The 19,228-nt window shown below is 64.8% G+C and carries 18 protein-coding genes and 1 tRNA gene; 9 read left to right on the top strand and 10 right to left on the bottom strand.

Annotated elements, in window-relative coordinates; translation table 11 throughout:
* The first annotated feature begins 20 nt into the window (after positions 1–20).
* The 4 genes from tilS to BTHE68_RS08190 all read left to right on the top strand — a co-directional run bounded on the left by tilS (position 21) and on the right by BTHE68_RS08190 (position 4,078).
* Positions 21–1,460 (top strand): tRNA lysidine(34) synthetase TilS, encoded by a 1,440-nt coding sequence (gene tilS / locus BTHE68_RS08205; RefSeq protein ID WP_162065899.1) that lies wholly within the window; start codon positions 21–23, stop codon positions 1,458–1,460.
* A 325-nt stretch (positions 1,461–1,785) separates the two neighbouring features.
* On the top strand, positions 1,786–3,036 hold the full coding sequence (locus BTHE68_RS08200; protein ID WP_162065898.1) for an aspartate kinase: 1,251 nt from the start codon (positions 1,786–1,788) through the stop codon (positions 3,034–3,036).
* Between the two features lie 142 nt (positions 3,037–3,178).
* Positions 3,179–3,271, top strand: a tRNA-Ser gene (locus tag BTHE68_RS08195).
* A 303-nt stretch (positions 3,272–3,574) separates the two neighbouring features.
* Complete coding sequence (locus BTHE68_RS08190) at positions 3,575–4,078, top strand: porin family protein (RefSeq protein WP_162065897.1); 504 nt, start codon at positions 3,575–3,577, stop codon at positions 4,076–4,078.
* A gap of 58 nt (positions 4,079–4,136) precedes the next feature.
* Here the strand turns inward: BTHE68_RS08190 and loiP are convergent, their stop codons facing one another.
* The 9 genes from loiP to BTHE68_RS08145 all read right to left on the bottom strand — a co-directional run bounded on the left by loiP (position 4,137) and on the right by BTHE68_RS08145 (position 12,614).
* A complete protein-coding gene (gene loiP, locus BTHE68_RS08185) occupies positions 4,137–4,895 on the bottom strand; it encodes a metalloprotease LoiP (RefSeq protein WP_162065896.1) in 759 nt (252 codons plus the stop codon).
* Positions 4,896–5,064: 169 nt separating this feature from the next.
* On the bottom strand, positions 5,065–6,000 hold the full coding sequence (mdcH, locus tag BTHE68_RS08180; RefSeq protein ID WP_232077866.1) for a malonate decarboxylase subunit epsilon: 936 nt from the start codon (positions 5,998–6,000) through the stop codon (positions 5,065–5,067).
* Positions 5,997–6,626, bottom strand: coding sequence for a malonate decarboxylase holo-ACP synthase (locus BTHE68_RS08175; RefSeq protein ID WP_232077865.1), 630 nt, complete (start codon positions 6,624–6,626; stop codon positions 5,997–5,999). The genes mdcH and BTHE68_RS08175 overlap by 4 nt, the downstream gene beginning before the upstream one ends.
* On the bottom strand, positions 6,626–7,441 hold the full coding sequence (gene mdcE, locus BTHE68_RS08170) for a biotin-independent malonate decarboxylase subunit gamma (protein WP_162065893.1): 816 nt from the start codon (positions 7,439–7,441) through the stop codon (positions 6,626–6,628). Before mdcE ends, BTHE68_RS08175 begins: the two co-directional genes overlap by 1 nt.
* On the bottom strand, positions 7,438–8,277 hold the full coding sequence (locus BTHE68_RS08165; protein ID WP_162065892.1) for a biotin-independent malonate decarboxylase subunit beta: 840 nt from the start codon (positions 8,275–8,277) through the stop codon (positions 7,438–7,440). The genes mdcE and BTHE68_RS08165 overlap by 4 nt, the downstream gene beginning before the upstream one ends.
* A complete protein-coding gene (locus BTHE68_RS08160; protein WP_162065891.1) occupies positions 8,274–8,576 on the bottom strand; it encodes a malonate decarboxylase subunit delta in 303 nt (100 codons plus the stop codon). The genes BTHE68_RS08165 and BTHE68_RS08160 overlap by 4 nt, the downstream gene beginning before the upstream one ends.
* Positions 8,577–9,291: 715 nt before the next feature.
* Positions 9,292–10,152, bottom strand: coding sequence for a triphosphoribosyl-dephospho-CoA synthase (locus BTHE68_RS08155; protein WP_232077932.1), 861 nt, complete (start codon positions 10,150–10,152; stop codon positions 9,292–9,294).
* Between the two features lie 15 nt (positions 10,153–10,167).
* The gene (mdcA, locus tag BTHE68_RS08150) at positions 10,168–11,844 is read right to left on the bottom strand and encodes a malonate decarboxylase subunit alpha (RefSeq protein ID WP_162065889.1); all 1,677 of its coding nucleotides are present in this window, start codon (positions 11,842–11,844) and stop codon (positions 10,168–10,170) included.
* Positions 11,841–12,614: a GntR family transcriptional regulator gene (locus BTHE68_RS08145; protein WP_162065888.1), complete on the bottom strand. Its 774-nt coding sequence runs from the start codon at positions 12,612–12,614 to the stop codon at positions 11,841–11,843. The genes mdcA and BTHE68_RS08145 overlap by 4 nt, the downstream gene beginning before the upstream one ends.
* A gap of 144 nt (positions 12,615–12,758) precedes the next feature.
* Here BTHE68_RS08145 and BTHE68_RS08140 point away from each other — a divergent pair, with 144 nt between their 5' ends.
* The 3 genes from BTHE68_RS08140 (at position 12,759) to BTHE68_RS08130 (ending at position 15,205) form a co-directional block, all read left to right on the top strand.
* The gene (locus BTHE68_RS08140; protein ID WP_162065887.1) at positions 12,759–14,072 is read left to right on the top strand and encodes an MFS transporter; all 1,314 of its coding nucleotides are present in this window, start codon (positions 12,759–12,761) and stop codon (positions 14,070–14,072) included.
* Between the two features lie 186 nt (positions 14,073–14,258).
* Positions 14,259–14,612, top strand: coding sequence for a hypothetical protein (locus tag BTHE68_RS08135; RefSeq protein ID WP_162065886.1), 354 nt, complete (start codon positions 14,259–14,261; stop codon positions 14,610–14,612).
* 224 nt (positions 14,613–14,836) lie between these two features.
* Positions 14,837–15,205: a hypothetical protein gene (locus BTHE68_RS08130; protein WP_162065885.1), complete on the top strand. Its 369-nt coding sequence runs from the start codon at positions 14,837–14,839 to the stop codon at positions 15,203–15,205.
* Between the two features lie 70 nt (positions 15,206–15,275).
* Here the strand turns inward: BTHE68_RS08130 and fabI are convergent, their stop codons facing one another.
* Positions 15,276–16,073, bottom strand: coding sequence for an enoyl-ACP reductase FabI (gene fabI / locus BTHE68_RS08125; protein WP_162065884.1), 798 nt, complete (start codon positions 16,071–16,073; stop codon positions 15,276–15,278).
* A gap of 231 nt (positions 16,074–16,304) precedes the next feature.
* Between fabI and BTHE68_RS08120 the strand changes: the two genes are divergently transcribed.
* Positions 16,305–18,173, top strand: a complete 1,869-nt coding sequence (locus BTHE68_RS08120) for an extracellular solute-binding protein (RefSeq protein WP_162065883.1) — start codon at positions 16,305–16,307, stop codon at positions 18,171–18,173.
* Between the two features lie 13 nt (positions 18,174–18,186).
* Positions 18,187–19,227: a microcin C ABC transporter permease YejB gene (locus BTHE68_RS08115; protein ID WP_162065882.1), complete on the top strand. Its 1,041-nt coding sequence runs from the start codon at positions 18,187–18,189 to the stop codon at positions 19,225–19,227.
* Position 19,228: the final 1 nt, after the last annotated feature.

Genomic DNA, 19,228 nt, shown 5'->3' with positions numbered 1-19,228 from the left:
CCTTCTTTCACGTTTCTCTCGTGACATCCGCTACCGAAACCCCAGCCGGCCGCCTCGTGTTCGAGGCGCTGCGCACGCCGGTTTCGGATGCGGCACTTCCCCCCGATGCGCTTCTCGCCGTCGCACTGAGCGGCGGACTCGACTCGACCGTGTTGCTCGATGCGGCCGTGCACTGCTTCGGCGCGCGGCGCGTGGTCGCACTGCATGTCCATCATGGCCTGAGCCCGAACGCCAACGCGTGGGCCGCGCATTGCGAGCGCTTCGCGGCTTCGCTCGACGTGCCCTACGCGGCGCGTCATGTCGATGTCGCACGCGCGGGCGGTGAGAGTCTCGAAGCGGCGGCGCGCGATGCGCGTTACGACGCGCTCGACGATCTCTGCGACGAGTACGGCGCAAGCGCGCTGCTGATCGCGCATCACGCCGACGATCAGGCCGAAACCGTGCTGCTGCAATTGTTGCGTGGCGCGGGCGTGGCGGGCCTCGCGGCGATGGCCCCGCAGCGGCTCGACGGCGCGACGCCGCGCTTGCGTCCGTTACTGCGCCTGCTGCGCGCGCAACTTGAGCAGTACGCGCACGAGCGCGATCTGAGCTGGATCGATGACGAATCCAACGCCGACACGCGCTATTCACGCAACGCGCTGCGACACGACGTGCTGCCGGTGCTCGCGGTGCATTTCCCCGGTTTTCGCGATGCGCTCGCGCGCACCGCTTCGCACGCGGCGTCGGCGCAACGGCTGCTGGATCAGCTCGCGCGCATCGATCTGGACGGCGTGGAAAGCGCAGACGAGGCACACGCGCTCGCGCTCGACGCGTTCCTCGCACTCGACGACGAACGCGCGATCAATCTGATGCGTTTCTGGATTCGCTCGCGCGGCCTGCTGGCGGCATCGACGGCGCGCATCGCGGACATGCTGCGCCAGTTGCGCGATGCCGCCGCCGCGCGCGATGGTCACGCGTTGCGCGTCGATCATGCGGGGTATTGTCTGCGCGTGTATCGCAATGCGCTGTTCTGGGAACCGGGCGACAGCGGCGATGCGCCCGATCTCGACGAAGGCGCGCCCGCGGCTAAGCTCCCCGTCGAATTGCGATGGCAGGGCGAGGAAGTCTGGCGTCTGCCGCAATGGCGCGGCTCGTTCGTATTCGAACCGGTCGACGCTGCCGTCGATATTGCCGCCGATGACGCCGTCGGCGAAGGCGTGCTGCGTGCGGCCACGCTCGTCGCGCGTTCGCGTGCCGGCGGCGAGCGCATGCGCGTGGCGGGTGAAGCGCCCAGCCGCACGCTCAAGAACCTGTTTCAGGAGCGCGGCGTGCCGGCCTGGAAGCGCGACGTGCCGCTGCTTTTTGTCGGCGAGGCGCTGCTGTTCGTGCCGCATGTGGGCGTGAACCGGGAAGCGGCGCCGAACGCGGCGCACGGCGCGCTGCGCCGCATCTCGTGGCGGCCGGATTTGCTGCTGGCGTGAGCCGCTTCGCGACCGTTGCGCCGAAGCCGGTAAAATCGTCGTCTCGGGCGCTCTGTCTTGTAATTTCGGCCTCGATCGGGTACGGTAACTCGTTTTCGCCCAAGCGCGTTTTTGCGCGGCATCTGCGTTCAAAAGACTCGATTTCGCCCGCAACCACGCATCCGCGCGCAGCGTTCCATCTCTCATGCGAGCGCGCGACGGGCGAGCGGCAGCGCCCGCTGTTCGTAGGCTTCGATATCCCCTGAAGCAATATCGAGCACGAGTCTCGAGCGCTCTCGCGCCAGCGCGCGTGAAGCGCGGTTTTCCTTCCAGTTCAAGAACGACAATGGCACTCATCGTACACAAATACGGCGGCACTTCGATGGGCTCGGTCGAGCGCATCAAGAACGTCGCCAAGCGCGTCGCCAAATGGCACAAGGCCGGCCACAAGATGGTCGTCGTGCCCTCGGCGATGTCCGGCGAAACCAATCGCCTGCTCGGTCTCGCGAGAGACATCAAGGCCGACCCGGACCCGCGCGAACTCGACATGATTGCCTCGACCGGCGAGCAGGTGAGCGTGGGGCTGCTCGCCATCGCGCTGCACGCCGAAGGCCTCGAAGCCGTGAGTTACGCCGGCTGGCAAGTGCCGATCAAGACGGACAGCGCGTTCACGAAGGCGCGCATCAGCGAGATCGACGGCGAGCGCGTGCTCAAGGATCTCGACGCGGGCAAGGTCGTGGTCATCACCGGGTTTCAGGGCGTCGATCCCGAAGGTCATATCGCCACGCTCGGCCGCGGCGGCTCGGACACTTCGGCCGTCGCCATCGCGGCGGCCATGAAGGCCGACGAGTGCCTGATCTACACCGACGTCGACGGCGTCTATACGACCGACCCGCGCGTCGTCGAGGAAGCGCGCCGGCTCGACCGCGTGACCTTCGAGGAAATGCTGGAAATGGCGAGCCTCGGCTCGAAGGTGCTGCAGATCCGCTCGGTGGAATTCGCCGGCAAGTATCAGGTGAAGACGCGCGTGCTCTCCAGCCTGACCGATCCGCTGATGCCGCTCGCCGACGAGATGCACTCCGGCACCCTGATTACTTTTGAAGAAGACGAGAACATGGAAAAAGCAGTGATTTCTGGCATCGCGTTCCAGCGCGACGAAGCGCGCATCGCGGTCATGGGCGTGCCCGACAAGCCGGGCGTCGCGTATCAGATTCTCGGGCCGGTCGCCGATGCGAACATCGACATCGACATGATCATTCAGAACCAGAGCGTGAACGGCAAGACCGACTTCACGTTCACGGTCGGCCGCGGCGACTACCAGCGCGCGCTCGAAATCCTGAACAACCAGGTGAAGGGCCACGTGCAGGCGGAAACCGTGCTGGGCGACCCGAAGGTGTCGAAGGTGTCGGTGGTGGGCGTGGGCATGCGCTCGCACGTGGGCATCGCGAGCACGATGTTCCGCACGCTGTCGGAAGAGGGCATCAACATCCAGATGATCTCCACGTCGGAAATCAAGATTTCGGTGCTGATCGACGAGAAGTACACCGAACTCGCCGTGCGCGCGCTGCACAAGGCGTTCGAACTCGACCGCGCGTAATTGCACCGTTGCGGTTCGCGGAGCGGGGCGGTCCGATATTGACGGTTTTGAAAAAAATCGTCATGTGAATTTGACCGGCGCATGCGAACACGCTATTATCTCGATCTCGTTGCACTGCACTCCCGGTGCAACGAAAAGTTTGGGAGACGTGGCCGAGAGGTCGAAGGCACTCCCCTGCTAAGGGAGCATCTGGCTAAAAACTGGATCGAGGGTTCGAATCCCTCCGTCTCCGCCAGTAGTAGTAGGAAGGCCCCGCAAGCGTAAAAACTTGCGGGGCTTTTTCTTTTTGCGGCGCGATCATCGGCTTTTACGTTCTCGCATTGATTCGTCATCCTGCGAATCTGCCACGCCGAAAAGCATCCTCTTTCGGACATTTCTGCTTTCGATGCTGACCGTAGGTAACTAACCTCGCGGGTTGCTTGTCATTGAGCAAGCAAAGTGCAACGCAACGCGCGCGTTCGTTGTCCCGATTTACGGTTATCGCCCGGACGCGCTTGCGCAGCGGGGCAATACCTCACTAACGGTTCATCAGTCAGTCATGGCAGGTTTCAAGAAATTCGTCGCGCCGCTTCTCGTCTCGTTGTTCGCGCTTGCACACGCGCAGGCCAGTGAATTCGCGGGTCCTTATGTCGGCACGAAGGTCGGCGTCAACTGGTCCGATGCAACGGGCCGCAGCTATCAGGAATCCACTCACACCACGTTCTTCCCCGGCCTGATGGCGGGCTACAACTTCGATGTCGATCGCTTCGTGGTCGGTGTCGAAGGATTCGCCGATTTCCACAACAGCTCGACGACCCGCAACGACGGCGGCTTCGACGCACGCTTCGGCATGCCGCTCGACAACCATCTGATGCCCTATGCCCGCATCGGCTTCACGGGCTTCTGGCCGGACACGCGCCTGCACTACGGTGCGGGCGTCGAATACAAGTTCCAGAAAAACTGGAGCGTCTCGGCTGAATACACGGGCGACACCGCGCACTACGACGGCGGCCATCGCCGCAACGACAGCCTGACCGTGGGCGTGCGCTACTACTTCTTCTGATTCTCTTCGCTCCGGTGCACGCGCGTTCCGACGCGCGTGCGCAACACCTGGGCAGGCGTCACTTCCCGGACGCGATCCGGTCTTCGATATGCTTCGCGCGCGCCGGCGACGCCGGGTGCGAACTCAGCATGCTCGACTTGCCGCCGTCGATGGTCGCGAGTTTCTGGAACGCGGTCACGAGTCCCTTCGGGTCATAGCCCTTCTTTTTCTGCGTGTCGAACGAGTAATCGTCGGCGGCCGTTTCCTGCGATTGCGAGAACTGCGCGTTGACGAACTTCTCCGACAGATCGCCGAGCTGCGACGCCGACAGATTGCCGACGATCCCGCCCGCCGATGACGCCACCGTGCGCGCCGCCGTGGTCACGTACGCAACCTGCATCGCCTTCTTCGTGTGGCCGAGCGCGACGTGGCCCATTTCGTGGCCGACGACACCGCGCACTTCGTCATCGTTCATCAGGTCCATGAGGCCGCTATAGACGCGCACGCAGCCGTTGGCCATGGCCCACGCGTTGACGTCCTTCGTCAGATACACCTTGTAGTTGACGGGCACGCCGTTGATGTTGTCGCCGAGCTGCTTCGAAATCTTGTTCAGGCGCTGCGTGTACGGACTGTTGGCCGGCGCGATCTGGTTTTCCTTGTCGAGCTCGGCACAGGACTTGTCGGACAGGCTGCGGACGTCGGAATCGCTGAGCGACAGCGCCTGCGTCGCCAACTGGCCGGATTGCATCAGTTGGTTCGGATCCATGCTGCCCATGCTGCTGCACGACGCGAGCGTGACCACGGCGGATGCCGCCACCACGATGCGGAAGATCGTCATAGTTTTTACCTTTGGAATGTCGTTGTGGTTGTCGTCGCGCAAGGATGCGCGGACGCCGCGAAATGCTAATGAAAGTCGACTCGTAAGCCACCCGAAAATTCCGATTTTGCTGACAGAATCGATGAAAACGCCAGCGCGAAGCGCGAATCAGTCGTGCACGGGAAGCGAATCAATCCTTCGCGCGGTTGCGCGCGATGCGAACGCGCGCGGCGATCGAGCCGATCGGCGACGCGTCCATCGCGTAGGCGGGGGTGCCGGGCAGGGCGTCGGCGAGCAGTGAGGTGAGCGTGCGTCCGGGCGGCATTTCGACGAAAACGCTCGTGCCGAGCTCGGACAGCGCGATGGTCGAATCGTGCCAGCGCACCGGGTAGCGCAGGTTGGTCGCGAGGTCTTCGCGGATCGCGTCGGCGCGCCGCAGCACGCGCGCGCCACGATTGCCGACATACGCGATGCGCGGCGTCTCCAGGCGCACCTCGCGCGCCGCATCGATCAGACGCGCGGCGGCGCCTTCGAGCAGCACGCAATGCGACGGCACGCTGACGGCGAGCCGTTCGGCCTTGCGCGCGCCGCGTGCGAGCGCAATGTCGCGGACCTGCGCGAGCGCGGCATCGCTGCCCGACACGACGATCTGGCGCGGCGCGTTCAGATTGCCGATGTAGGCGTCGGCACCGCTGTCGGCTATCGCGAGGGCGAGTTCGCTCTCGTTCAGCCCGAGCACCGCCAGCATGCCGTAGCCGCGCGGACAGGCTTCTTCCATGAAGGTCGCGCGCAGGCGCACGAGCTTCAGCGCATCGGCGAAGGCAATCGCGCCGCTCGCGACCGCCGCGCCGTACGCGCCGACCGACAGACCCGCGACCGCCTCCGGCTCGATGCCTTCCTGCGCGAGCGCGCGCACCGCCGCCACGCCCGCGACGACGAGCGTGACCTGCACCGCGACGGTCGACGCGAGCGCATCGGCGGTATCGAGCGTGAGCACGTTCTCGCCGAGCACGTCCGATGCTTCGTCGAACGTGCGCGCGATCGCCGGATGCGGCGTGTCGCCGCCCAGCCGATGCAGAAAACCCGGCGTCTGCGCACCTTGGCCGGGAAACAGAAAGGCGATCACGCGCCCGCCCACGGATCGATGACGAGGCGCGGGCCGTCGGCGTGCCGCAGCATCACGCGCAGATTGGGGCGCGCGAATTCGGCCAGCGAAAAGGCCGCGTCGGGCGTTTCGATCTGCGCGTCGATGCGCGTGCCGGCTTCCTGCGCGGCGTGCGAGAGCGCGTCGAAGAGCGTCGCGGCGGCGTCGCGCGACAAGGGCGTCGGCGCGCGCACGACGATATCGAGGTCGCTATCGCGCGTGAGCGTCGGCATCGCGCTGGCGAGTTCGAAGCCTGCGCTGCCGGTCGGACCCCAGTCGACGCCGTGAGCGTCGATGATCGGGGCCACCGCGCGCAACAACGCAAGCGCGGGCAGGGCGGCTCGCAGCGGATCGGGTTCGCGCGTGCGCAGATCTTCCGGCGTGAGGATCGCGTCGATCCAGCGCGGCTCGATCCACGTGCCGAAGCGTTCGTTGCGCGCGGCGCCGCGCACGCCGACGGCAATCGCATCGCCGATGCGAGGCGCGCGCCGCACGACCACGAAGGGTGCGCGCGCGAGCGCCGGCGCGACCCACGCGGGCGCATCCGCGAACGGCGGCGCGGCGGGCACGAGCCGCAGCAGATCGTGCGGACGCGGCGCGCGGTTCATCACGCGCTCCACTGCTCGCGCATGCGCCTGCGCACTTCGATCGACGCGGCGCGGGTGCGTTGCGCGTCGGCGGATGTGAGCCGGCTCGACAGATCGCGCGGGCCGTTGCGCGCATCCTCCACCGCGGCGGCGAGCGACGCCTTCACGCGCTCGATATCGGCGGAAGAGGGTGCGTCGGCGTCCACGCCTTCGATCAGCTCGTGCAGCAGCCCGAGTTTCGCGTAGGCGCTCATCTTGTACGACATCGGCAGAACGGTGTCGCCGAGCGCGTCGAGGCTCTCGACGCTGCGGCGCGTGACGCGCGCGGCGGCTTCCTTGCCCATCGCGTGCACGGCGGTGCCGGGCGCGTCGAGCGCGACGATGCGGTTCGCCTGATAGCCGTGCGCGAGGTACGCGCCCGACATCGCCGGACCGACGATCAGCGCGATCACCGGATGACCGGCGAGCCGCGCGCTGGCGTAGGCATCGACGGCGGCGGCGCACGCGAGATGAACGCCGAGCAGTTCTTCGCGGCGGCCGTACGCCTGGCTCTTGACATCGACCACGGCGACGATCGGGCGCTTCACGTCGGCGGCGCGATCGGCGTCGATCACGGCGCGCACTGCGCGGGCGAGCAGCCAGCCTTGTTCGAGGCCGACGACGTTATCGGTGGCGCGCGGAAAACGGTTCTGCGGATCGGGCACGACGGCGAAGAAGCTCGCGCGTGCGCCGCCGAGCTGGCCATCGCGGGCGCGGATCGGGCCGCTTTCGGTTTGCGTCGGTGCGGAACTCAGCGCGTCGAGCCAGCGCGCGCCACGGGAAAGCGTGTCGGTCATGATGTGCCCCACAAGGTGCGCAGTGTGTCGGGATCGATGGCATCCGGGTTCACTTGCGCGAGCCGCGCGATGAAGCCGTCCACGTCCTCGGTGCGATGCTTTTTCACGCCGCGTCGGAACGCGCCGAGCACGGCTTCGCGGACCTGATCCGTATCGTCTTCGACGAGCGTGTCCGCCAGCCCGACCGCGACGCGTTCGTCGCCGCCGATCATCGACCAGATGAGGCGCCGGTCGCCCGAATCGAGTTCCTCGATGCCCGCTTCCTGCTCGATCACTTCGGGTCCGTTCATGCCGAGGCGTGCCTGACGCGTCATCACGAGATCCGTGCACAGCGCGGCCGCGAGCGACATGCCGCCGAAGCAGCCGACCATCCCGCCGATCACACCGACCACGGGCACATGCCGCCTGAGCGCGACGATCGCCGCCTGAATCTCGGCGATCGCGGCGAGTCCGAGATTGGCCTCCTGCAAGCGCACGCCGCCGGTTTCGAACAGCACGACGGGACGGATCGCGCGTCCTGCTTCGAATTCGCTCAAGGCCAGTTCGAGCGCGGCGGCGATTTTCGCGCCCGATACTTCGCCGATGCTGCCGCCCTGAAACGCGGGCTCGATCGCGGCGATCACCGCAGGTTCGCCGTCGAGCGTGCCGCGCGCGATGACCGCGCCGTCGTCGGCCTGACAGACGATGTCCTGCATCGCGAGCCACGGCGATTCGAGGTGGTCGAACGGGCCCAGCAGTTCGCGGAACGTGCCCGGGTCGAGCAGCGTTCGGGCGCGCTCGCGCGCGGTCAGTTCGATGAAGCTCTGGCGCGCGAGGAAAGTGTCGTGCGCGTTCATGGCGTGCCTCCTTCGCTTGCTTCCACGGCTTCGTTCAGGCGCAGCATCACGATGCCGGGCGTCGCGCCGAAATCGTTGAGTTCGATTTTCGCTGCGCCGTCGTAGCGCTGGAAGAAGCGGTCGAGCACGCTTTTCCATACGTGGCCGTAACCATCGACGCTGGTGCGGATCACCACTTCCGCGTTCGCACCCGGCGACGGCGAGAGCAGCACTTCGAGATCGCCGGAGCCGACCACGCCTACGTGGGCGCGGCGCGTGACGGGCCGCTTGGCCGGGTATTCATATCGCATGTTTTCCATCGTTCGTTTCCTGTTCGAGGTGCTTTGAGGCTGGTTTGTCGCCGGATCCCGTATTCGTGTTGGTTTATTAGCGTTGCCCCTGTGCGGGGCGGCAGTTACTTTCTTTGCTGCTGCAAAGAAAGTAACCAAAGAAAGCAGCTCGAGACGCCCGCGGTCACACGCAATTTGAGTGTTCTTCTCGTTGATCGTGGCGTCAGTAGCGAGTGCCCTCGTAGGCCTAACCGGGCTTGGACCGCGCACGGTCTGACGAGCTAGTACCCAAAAGACGCTGGTTCAGCACGAAACAGTTCCGGCACAGCGCTGCGCGCTGCCGTTGGGTATGCAAGGGAAACCATTGGTATGGATACCTTGTTAAGGAAGCACAGGCAGACCCGATGTGCCCATCGGCCGCGAAGCGGGCCGGAACCATTTCGTGCTGAACCAGCCGCTTACGCGGCGCGATGTGACAGACCGTGCGCGGTCCACGTCCGAGGTGGCCTACGAGGGCACTCGCTACAGAGGCCACGATCAACGAGAAGAACACCCAAATTGCGTGTGACCGCGGGCGTCTCGAGCTGCTTTCTTTGGTTACTTTCTTTGCAGCAGCAAAGAAAGTGACTGCCGCCCCGCACAGGGGCAACGCCAATAGACCGACACGAAAACGGGATCCGGCGAAAACTCCGGCTTGCACTCGACACATCACAATAGCATTCCTTATCAAAAGCCCTGACATGCGCTAAGCCAGACGCCTGAGACTGTCGAGAAAGAGCGTCGCCGCGAGCAGGTCGGCCGCGCCGCCAGGCGATGCGTTCACCGCCAGCAGATCAGCTTCGAGTTGCGCGAGCGCCGCGCGACCGTCGTCGTTGCCCACGCCGCCGCAATCCATCACGAGCCGCGCGCCGCGCTGCGCCGCCTCGAGCGCGTTCGAGCCGCCGCGATGCAGCACGCATGTATCGTCGAGCGACGCGATGATCGCGATGAGCGCATCGAGACGCGCGTCCGGTTCGTCGAGCCCGCGCGCCCGTGCATCGTCGAGTGCGGACAGGCCGACGAAGCGCGCATGCGGGAAGCCATCGCGTGCTTCGCCGCGCGCGCCCGCCACGCGATAGCGTTCGCTCACGCGCGCGCCGTGACTCGCCGTCGCCGACGCCGGCGCATAACGATCCTCGTGACGCGCGATCGCCGCAGCCGATACGCAGATCGATTCGACATTGTCGGGAGCATGCATCGACGCGCCCGCGCATAACAGACCGACGATCCAGATCGCACCGCGATGCGCGTTGCTGCCGCTCGTCGCGCGCATCATCGCGGCTTCGCCTTCGCGGCCGATGCGCGCCAGTCGCTCGCGCAAGGCCTGCGACGGTCGCCCGCCCGACGCCGCGCGCGCGATCGCGAGAAAGGTCGGTTGCAGCGCGCGCGCGGAACGCAGCATCGTGTCCAGATCGAGATCGCGATGCGCGCCGCTGCCGCGTTCATCGACGAGCGCGGGCTTCGGCGTGAGTCGCGCCTCAGCGATCAGCGCATCGACGGCGAGCGTTGCGATGAGCGGCGGCGAAGCCGCTTCGTCGCGCGCAAGGGGAAGGGCGGCTGCTGACATGCTCGTCATCGCGCTTCACCAGCTTCTGAAGCGCGCGGGCGGCGCATAGAGCCCGCCCGACCACGCGACCAGATCGTCGATGCTGCGCGCCGCGAGCAACGAACGCTTCGCTTCGCCGCGCCGCACGCCGAGATCTTCCGGAAACGCGACGATGCCGCGCCGTCTCAGTTCCGCCGTCTTTGCAGGATTGGCGCGCATGCCGATCGGCGTCACGCCCGCGACCGCCGCGAGCGCGGCGCGCCGCTCATCGACGCCTTCGGCCGCATGCAGATACGCGATGCCTTCCTCGGTCACGACGTGCGTGACGTCGTCGCCGTAGATCATCACTGGCGCGATCGGCATGCCGCTCTTCTCGCCGACGGCGATCGCATCCAGCGCATCGACGATGGTCGGTTCGCCGCCTTTCTTGTACGTCTCGGCGGTCTGCACGACGAGCTTGTGGCCGCGCGCGATCTTCGGGTTCGGGCCGTCGTCTTTGAGCAACTTGAGCCATGCTTCGCTCGAATGCCGGCGCCCGCGCGGATCGTGTCCCATGTTGGGCGCGCCGCCGAAGCCCGCGAGCCGCCCGAGCGTGACAGTCGACGAGTTCGCGTCGGCATCCATCTGCAAGGTCGAGCCGATGAACAGGTCGACGCCATATTGCCCCGCGAGCTGACAGAACACGCGGTTCGAGCGCAGGCTGCCGTCGCGGCCGGTGAAGAACACGTCGGAGCGCGCCGCGATGTAGTCCTCCATGCCGACTTCGCTGCCGAAGCAATGCACGCTCTGCACCCAGCCGGATTCGATCGCGGGTATGAGCGTCGGATGCGGATTGAGCGCCCAGTTCGTGCAGATCTTGCCCTTCAGCCCGAGCGATTCGCCATACGTTGGCAACAGCAGTTCGATCGCGGCCGTGTCGAAGCCGATGCCGTGATTGAGCGACGTGACGCCGTAGCGGTCATAAATGCCGCGGATCGTCATCATCGCCATGAGAATCTGCAGCTCGCCGATGTGACGCGGATCGCGCGTGAAGAGCGGTTCGACCGCGAACGGGCGATCCGCCTGAACGACGACATCGACCCACGAACCGGGAATATCGACGCGCGGCAGTTCATCGACGACCTCGTTCACCTGCGCGACCACGATGCCATGACGGAACGCGGTGGCTTCGACGATGGTCGGCGTGTCCTCGGTGTTCGCGCCGGTGTACAGGTTGCCGTGCCGGTCCGCCTGCACCGCGCACACGAGCGCGACCTGCGGCGTGAGATCGATGAACATGCGCGCATACAGTTCGATGTACGTATAGATCGCGCCGATCTCCAGCATGCCGTCTTCGAGCAGTTGCGCGACGCGCAGGCTCTGCGGCCCCGCGAAAGCGAAATCCACCTTGTGCGCGATGCCTTGCTCGAACAGCGCGAGATGCTCCGGACGACTGATGCTCGAGATGAGCAGATGGATGTCGTGCACGCGCTCTGGATCGAGCTTGGCGAACGCGCGCGAGAGAAAGTCGGCCTGCTTCTGGTTGTTGCCTTCGAGCGCAACCCGGTCGCCGCTGACGATCAACGCGCTCAACGCATCGACGATACGCGCGGAGTCGAGCACCGAGCCGTTCAGCCACGGTTCGATCAGCTTCAGTCGCCGCGCTTTTTCCTGCGCCCGGGTGTTCCAGTTGCGGGTCGCGCGGAGCGCGTCAGGAGGTGTGGACGAGTTCATCGGTTAGCCTTTGGGGAAGTCGTTCGGGACGATGCGCGGCGCTTCTTCTTGACGTGGCTCATTTGAGCGAGCGACTGGGCATCGGCGAGAAAGCGGTGAATCAGTTCGCCCGTCGCGAGCAGATGACGCGCGACGAGTGTTTGGGCCTGTTCGATATCGCGCGCGACGAGGGCATCGAAGATCGCGCGATGCTCGGCATCGGACGCATCCTTGTGGATCGGCAGCCCGAGCTTCAGACGCAGATAGCGCTCGCCGCGCCGATGCATCTGGCCGATCAGTTCCATCAGGCGCGGACGGTCCGCGGGCGCATACAGACTCATATGGAACTGCTCGTTGCGCACCACATAGAGCGCGGGATCAGGCTCGTTTTGTGCGGCTTCGAGCAGGCGCTTCACTTCGGCGAGCGTGGCGGGCGTGTGATGGTCGATCGCGATGCCGATCGCCAGGCTTTCCAGCGATGCGCGAATCTCGTAGATCTCGCGCGCCTCGTCGGCGGATTGCAAGCTGACGGCCGCGCCGCGATTCGGCTCGATCGTCACCCAGCCTTCGCTGTCGAGCTGGCGAAACGCCTCGCGCACCGGGATCGCGCTTACGGAAAACTGTCGCGCGATGGCGTCCTGCCGCAATGGCTCGCCCGGCAGCAGCGAGCCTTCGACGATCGCGTTGCGCAGCGCGTCCGCGATGAAGCGCGACGTGCTCTGGCGCGGCTCGAACTGTGCGTCGCGAAATGATGCCGGATGCTGCGATCGGGCTGAGAGATCTGTCGACATGGCTAGGTGAAAACGCGGACTTGTCGCGAGTTGATGTTCAAATATTATATATAAAATTGCACACGCAAATCCGGTGCTTTCCCTAGACGCCATAACAAACACTTTCAACGCGCGCGTCGATAATTCACTTGGAGAGACATGGCCATGCCGACAATCCTGGATCGACGCATCAGCGCCACGCGCGCCGCGAAGACGCCGCTCAACCGGTCGCAAATCACCGGTTTCTGGGGCGCGTGGGCCGGCTGGACGCTCGATGGAATGGATTCTTTCATTTATGCGCTCGTGCTCGCGCCGGCGCTCACGGAACTGCTGCCGCGCTCCGGCTACGCGGCGACGCCGGCCAACGTCGGCCTGGCAGGGTCGATCCTGTTCGCGCTCTTTCTGGTGGGGTGGGGACTGTCGTTCATATGGGGGCCGCTCGCGGATCGCTTCGGGCGCACCAAGGTGCTCGCCGCGACCATCTTCACGTTCGCGATTTTCACGGGCCTCGCCGCCACCGCGCATACGGTGTGGGAACTCGGCATCTATCGCTTCCTCGCGGGCGTGGGGATCGGCGGTGAATGGGCGCTTGCCGGAACCTATGTCGCCGAAGCGTGGCCGGAAGATCGTCGGAAGATGGGCGCGGGCTATCTGCAAACCGGCTATTACGCGGGCTTCTTCCTCGCTGCCGCACTGAACTACACCATCGGCGCGACGTTCGGCTGGCGCGCGATGTTTCTCGTCGGCCTGTTCCCGGTCGTCGTGTCGATCATGGTGCTCCTGCGCGTGAAGGAAACCGACAAATGGGAGCGCGCCGAAGCCGTTCAGCCGCACGTCAGACACGAGAGTTCGCTCAAGGCGATCTTCAACGCGCAGTATCGCAAGCGCACGATCGTCGCGGCGGTGCTGCTGACGGTGGCGATCATCGGCTTGTGGGCGGGGGCGGTGTACGAACCGTCGGCGGTGATCCAGCTCGCGACGAAGGCGGGCATGGACAAGCACGACGCGGCGCGCATGGCGTCGATCGCGACCGGGCTGCTGTCGATCGGCACGATCGTCGGCTGTCTCGCGCTGCCGCCGATGGCGGAGAAGATCGGCCGCAAAAAGACGCTCGCGGTGTATTTCGTCGGCATGGCGGTGTCGATCGCGCTCGCGTTTGGCTGGGCGTTCTATCTGCCGAACGGGCTCGTGCCGTTCATCGCGCTGCTCGTCGTGCTGGGCTTTTTCGGCGGCAACTTCGCGCTCTTTTCGCTGTGGCTGCCCGAGCAGTTCGAAACGCGCGTGCGGGCGACCGCGTTCGCGTTCTGCACGTCGGTGGGGCGTTTTTTCGGCGCGATCGTCAACTTCGGCATCGGCGCGATGGTGCTCAACATGAAGACGCTCGGCGTGCCGATCGCGCTCACTGCGATTGCGTTTCTCGTGGGTCTCGCGGTGATTCCGCTCGCGCCGGAAACACGCGGACAGGAACTGCCGAACTGACCGATACAACAGCTCTCGCGGACGACGGCCTTCGCGATGCGAAGGCCGTCGTTTTTTATGCGCGTGAGCTTACTTTTCGTAAGTTTTTCCTCGGTAATAGCAGGTTACGAAGTCGAACACTTGGCGCGGCATCCGTCCGATATAGTCCCTTCAACACAACAAACATCCCATCGAGGTGGGCTTCACATGAACAAGGTATCGAAGGCTTTCGTGCTGGCTGGCGCCGTGATGATCGGCGGTCTGACGTTGTCCGGCGCGGCCAGTGCGGGCGTGTCCGTGGGCGTCAACATCGGGGTGCCCGCGCCCGTGTACGTCGCGCCCCAGCCGGTCTATGCGCCGCCTCCGCCGCCGGTCGTGTACGCGCCGCCGCCGCCGATGTATGCGCAGCCGGTCATCGTGGTCGGCTGGCACGGCGATCGTTATTGGGATGGCCGTCGCTACTGGAACCGCGACGACTACTACCGCCATTACGACCATGATCACGGGCACGGCCATGGCCATGACGGCCATGACAACGGCCATCACAACGGCTGGCATTGATCCGCGCGCAGCACCGGCGTCTCGCGCCGAACGCCACCCATCGTCCGGGTGGCTTTTTTTTGCCCCGCCGGACAATTCCGTCAGTCGCGATGTAACAAAAGGTAAGGTTTCTCCAGACGTTATGGGCAGACGCGCAATAACTTACAAAGCTGAAATATTGCGCTGAAAGCTTTCCGTTATATTCGGTCGCAATCGAACAAGTAGAAGAGCGAGGTCGGTTGCGTATGACAAGGAAACTTTCGGCAGGAATTCTGGCGGGCGCGCTCGCGATTGCGGCGCTGGGCGTCACGAGCATCGCGCGCGCCGATGTCCATGTGGGCGTGAATATCGGCATTCCGGCGCCGGTCTATGTCGCGCCGACGCCGGTCTATGCGCCGCCACCGCCGCCGGTGATCTATCAGCCTGGGCCGGTGTACGCGGCGCCGGTGGTGATCGGCTGGCACGGCAATCGATATTGGGATGGCCGCCGCTACTGGAACCGCAACGACTGGAATCGCTATCACGGATACGGACGCGGGCCGCATCATGGTCCGCCGCCGGGGCATGGCAACGGACACGGACACGGGCACGGCGGCCCGCACGGACGCCACTGACGGTCACAAAAAGAAAAAGCGCCGCTCGCATGACACGAGCGGCGCTTTTTTCGACAGCGTCAGACGCGGCTTATTCCGCCTCGCCGCCCATGCCGCCGACGACCGCGTGGAAGCCGGCATCGACGTGAACGACTTCGGCGCTCACACCGCCCGACAGATCCGAGAGCAGGAACGCGGCCACATTGCCCACTTGCTCGATCGTCACGTTGCGCTTGAGCGGCGCGTTTTCTTCGACGAAGTTCAGGATCTTGCCGAAGCCCTTGATGCCGCTCGCCGCGAGCGTCTTGATCGGACCCGCCGAAATGGCGTTGACGCGCACGCCCTTGCCGCCGAGCGACGGCGACGCCGCCATATAGCGCACGCTGGCTTCGAGCGATGCTTTCGCGAGACCCATCGTGTTGTAGTTCGGCAGCGCGCGCTCGGCGCCGAGGTAGGAGAGCGTCAGCAGCGACGAGCCATCTTTCAGCAACGGCAGCGCGGCCTTGGCGAGCGCGGGGAAGCTGTACGCGGAGATGTCGTGCGCGATGCGGAAGTTCTCGCGCGTCATGCCGTCGAGGAAATCGCCCGCGATCGCCTCGCGCGGCGCGAAGCCGATCGAATGCACGAGGCCGTCGAGCGAGTCCCAGCGTTCCTTGAGCGAGCCGAAGAGGGCGTCGATCTGCGCGTCGTCGGCGACGTCGCAGGGATAGATCATGTCGCTGCCGAACTCGGTCGCGAATTCGGTGATGCGCTCCTTGAAGCGCTCGCCGACATACGTGAACGCCAGTTCCGCGCCTTCGCGCTTGCAGGCCGCGGCGATGCCGTAAGCGATCGAGCGGTTCGACAGCAGGCCCGTCAGCAGAATTCGTTTTCCAGCGAGAAAGCCCATGAATGCTCCTTCTTTGATGTCAATGTCGCGCGCGGATACCGCGCGTATCGTGCGTGGCGCGATCGGCTCAAATGCGAGCCTGGTGGCGAACCCCTAGGCCGCAAGCCGTATGGCGCGTGATTTTGGGTAGAATTCTCTCACAATGCAATGCCTGCCCAGGATTCTCGCGGCGCTCGCTTCGGGCCTTGCCCGCTCATTCAACGCTTCACCACACATCGCGCCAAGAGGCACATGACGACTCGCACGACGATCCGCTCATTCGGCGCCTCATGCAGATTCATCGCGCTTGCACTGGCCGGATCGATCGCGTGGCTCGCGAGCCCGGCTTACGCGGTCCACGCCATCGCGCAATACGGCGAGCCCAAATACCCGGCGGATTTCAGGCACTTCGACTACGTCAATCCCGATGCGCCGCGTGACGGCACGCTCGTGCTCGCCAATCCGAACCGGCTGACGAGCTTCGACAAGTTCAATCCGTTCACGCTGCGCGGCAATCCGGCGCCGGGCCTTTCACTGATGTTCGAAAGCCTGACGACCGGCAGTTCCGACGAAGTAGCGACCGCTTACGGCCTGCTCGCCGACGATATCTCGGTCGCGCCCGACGGCATGTCGACGACCTTCCATCTCAACCCGAAAGCACGCTTCTCCAATGGCGATCCGGTCACGGCCGAGGACGTGAAGTTCTCGTTCGAGACGCTCAAGAGTCCGCTGGCCGCGCCGCAGTTCGCGGTCTACTTCGGGCAGATCGCGCGCGCGGTCGTCGTCGATCCGCTCACGATCCGCTTCGAGTTCAAGATCGCGACGCGCGAAATGCCGCTGCTCGCGGGCGGCATTCCGGTGTTCTCGCGCAAGTGGGGCATGAAGCCGGACGGCACGCGCGTCCCGTTCGATCAGATCGCGTTTCAGAAGCCCATCGGCAGCGGGCCGTATCTGCTCGACCGGTTCGACAACGGCCGCACGATCTCGTACCGGCGCAATCCGGATTACTGGGGCGCGGCGCTGCCGGTGCGGGTCGGCATGTACAACTTCGCGCACATCGACTACAAGCTTTACGGCGACTCCACCGCGCGTCTCGAAGCCTTCAAGGCGGGCGAGTACGACGTGCTCGTCGAATACATTGCGCGAAGCTGGGTGCGGCGCGATATCGGCAAGCGCTTCGACAATGGCGAGCTCATCAAGCGCGAGTTTCCGCAGCACAACGGCACGGGCATGCAGGGCTTCTTCATGAACACGCGCAAGCCGCTTTTCAAGGACGTGCGCGTGCGTCAGGCGCTCGATCTCGCGCTCGATTTCGAATGGCTCAACCGGCAGTTGTTCTTCAATCAGTACCGGCGCATCGACAGCTTTTTCGTCAATACGGATCTGCAGGCGAAGGGCAAGCCAAGCGATGGCGAACTGGCAATCCTGAATCCGTTGAAGCAGGAACTCGATCCCGCCGTGTTCGGCGAGATGCCGCGTCAGCCGAATACCGACGCGCCCGGCTCGCTGCGCGCCAATCTCATCAAGGCGCGCGAACTACTCGCGCAGGCCGGCTGGACCTATCGCGACGGTGCGCTGCGCAACGCGAAAGGGCAGCCGTTCGCATTCGAGATTCTCGACGACACCGGCGGCGGCGCGTCGATGGAGCCGGTCGCCGCCGCATTCGGGCGCAATCTGCAGAAGCTCGGCATCACGATGAACTTTCGCACCGTCGATTACGCGCTCATCCAGAAGCGTCTCGACGCGTTCGACTTCGACATGACGAGCGTGCGAATGCCCGATGTGCAGGTGCCGGGCACCGAGCAGGTTTCGCGCTTCGGCAGCAAGTCCGCCGACGAGACAGGCTCGGACAATCTCGCGGGCGTGAAGTCGCCGGCCGTCGATGCGATCCTGCAGAAAGTGATCTCCGCGCAGACGCGCGAGCAACTGGTCGACGCGACGCACGCGCTCGATCGCGTGCTGATGAACGGCTACTATGTGGTGCCGCACTGGTACTCGGCGACGCATCGCGTGGCGTATCGCAATACGCTCGCGTACCCGTCGACATTGCCGCTGTATTACGGCGCCGAGGAATGGGTCATATCGACGTGGTGGGCGAAGTCCGCGCCCGCGGCGAAATAGAGGACGGTGCGCCATGTGGAGTTACATCCTTAAACGGATTCTCTTGATGATCCCGACGCTCATCGGCGTATTGACGCTCACGTTCGTCGTGATCCAGTTCGTGCCGGGCGGTCCGGTCGAGCAGGCGGTGCACGATCTGCGGCGCGGCCAGACGGAAGGCGGCGGCGGGTTCGGCCTGCGCACGCACACGGGTGTCGACGCGCAACAGGTCGAGCAGCTCAAGAAGCTCTATGGCTTCGACAAGCCGCCGCTCGAACGCTACGTCCTGATGCTCGGCAAGTTCGCGCGCTTCGATCTCGGCGAAAGCTACTTCAGGCATCAGAGCGTGTGGTCGCTGATCGTGTCGAAGCTGCCGGTGTCGATCAGCATCGGCTTGTGGACCTTCTTCATCACGTATCTGATATCGGTGCCGCTCGGCATCGCGAAGGCGGTCAGGAACGGCTCGAGGTTCGATGTCGCGACGAGTCTCGTCGTGCTCGTCGGCTTCGCGATTCCGGGCTTCGTGCTGGGCGTGCTGCTGCTCGTGCTGTTCGGCGGCGGAAGCTTCTGGCAACTGTTCCCGCTGCGCAATCTCACCTCCGACAACTGGGCCACACTTTCGCTCGGCGGCAAGATCCTCGACTATCTGTGGCACATCACCTTGCCGGTGGTGGCGTCGGTGGTCGGCAGCTTCGCCATCGTCACGATGCTGACGAAGAACGCGTTCCTCGACGAAATTCGCAAGCAATACGTGCTGACCGCGCGCGCCAAGGGCCTGAGCGAGCGGCGCGTGCTGTGGAAACACGTGTTCCGCAATGCGCTCCTGCCGCTGATCGTGGGTTTTCCGGCGGCGTTCATCGGCGCGTTCTTCACGGGCAGCCTGCTGATCGAGACGCTGTTTTCGCTCGACGGCCTCGGCCTGCTTTCGTACGAATCTGTCGTGCGGCGCGATTATCCGGTCGTGCTCGGCACGCTGTATCTCTTCACGCTGATCGGCCTCGCGACCAAGCTCATCTCGGATCTCTGCTACGTCTGGGTCGATCCGCGCATTCAATTCGAACAACTGGAGCGCTGAT

This window comes from Burkholderia sp. THE68 (genome assembly GCF_009938265.1).
Taxonomy (GTDB): domain Bacteria; phylum Pseudomonadota; class Gammaproteobacteria; order Burkholderiales; family Burkholderiaceae; genus Caballeronia.
This window is presented reverse-complemented; position numbering and strand designations above follow the sequence as displayed.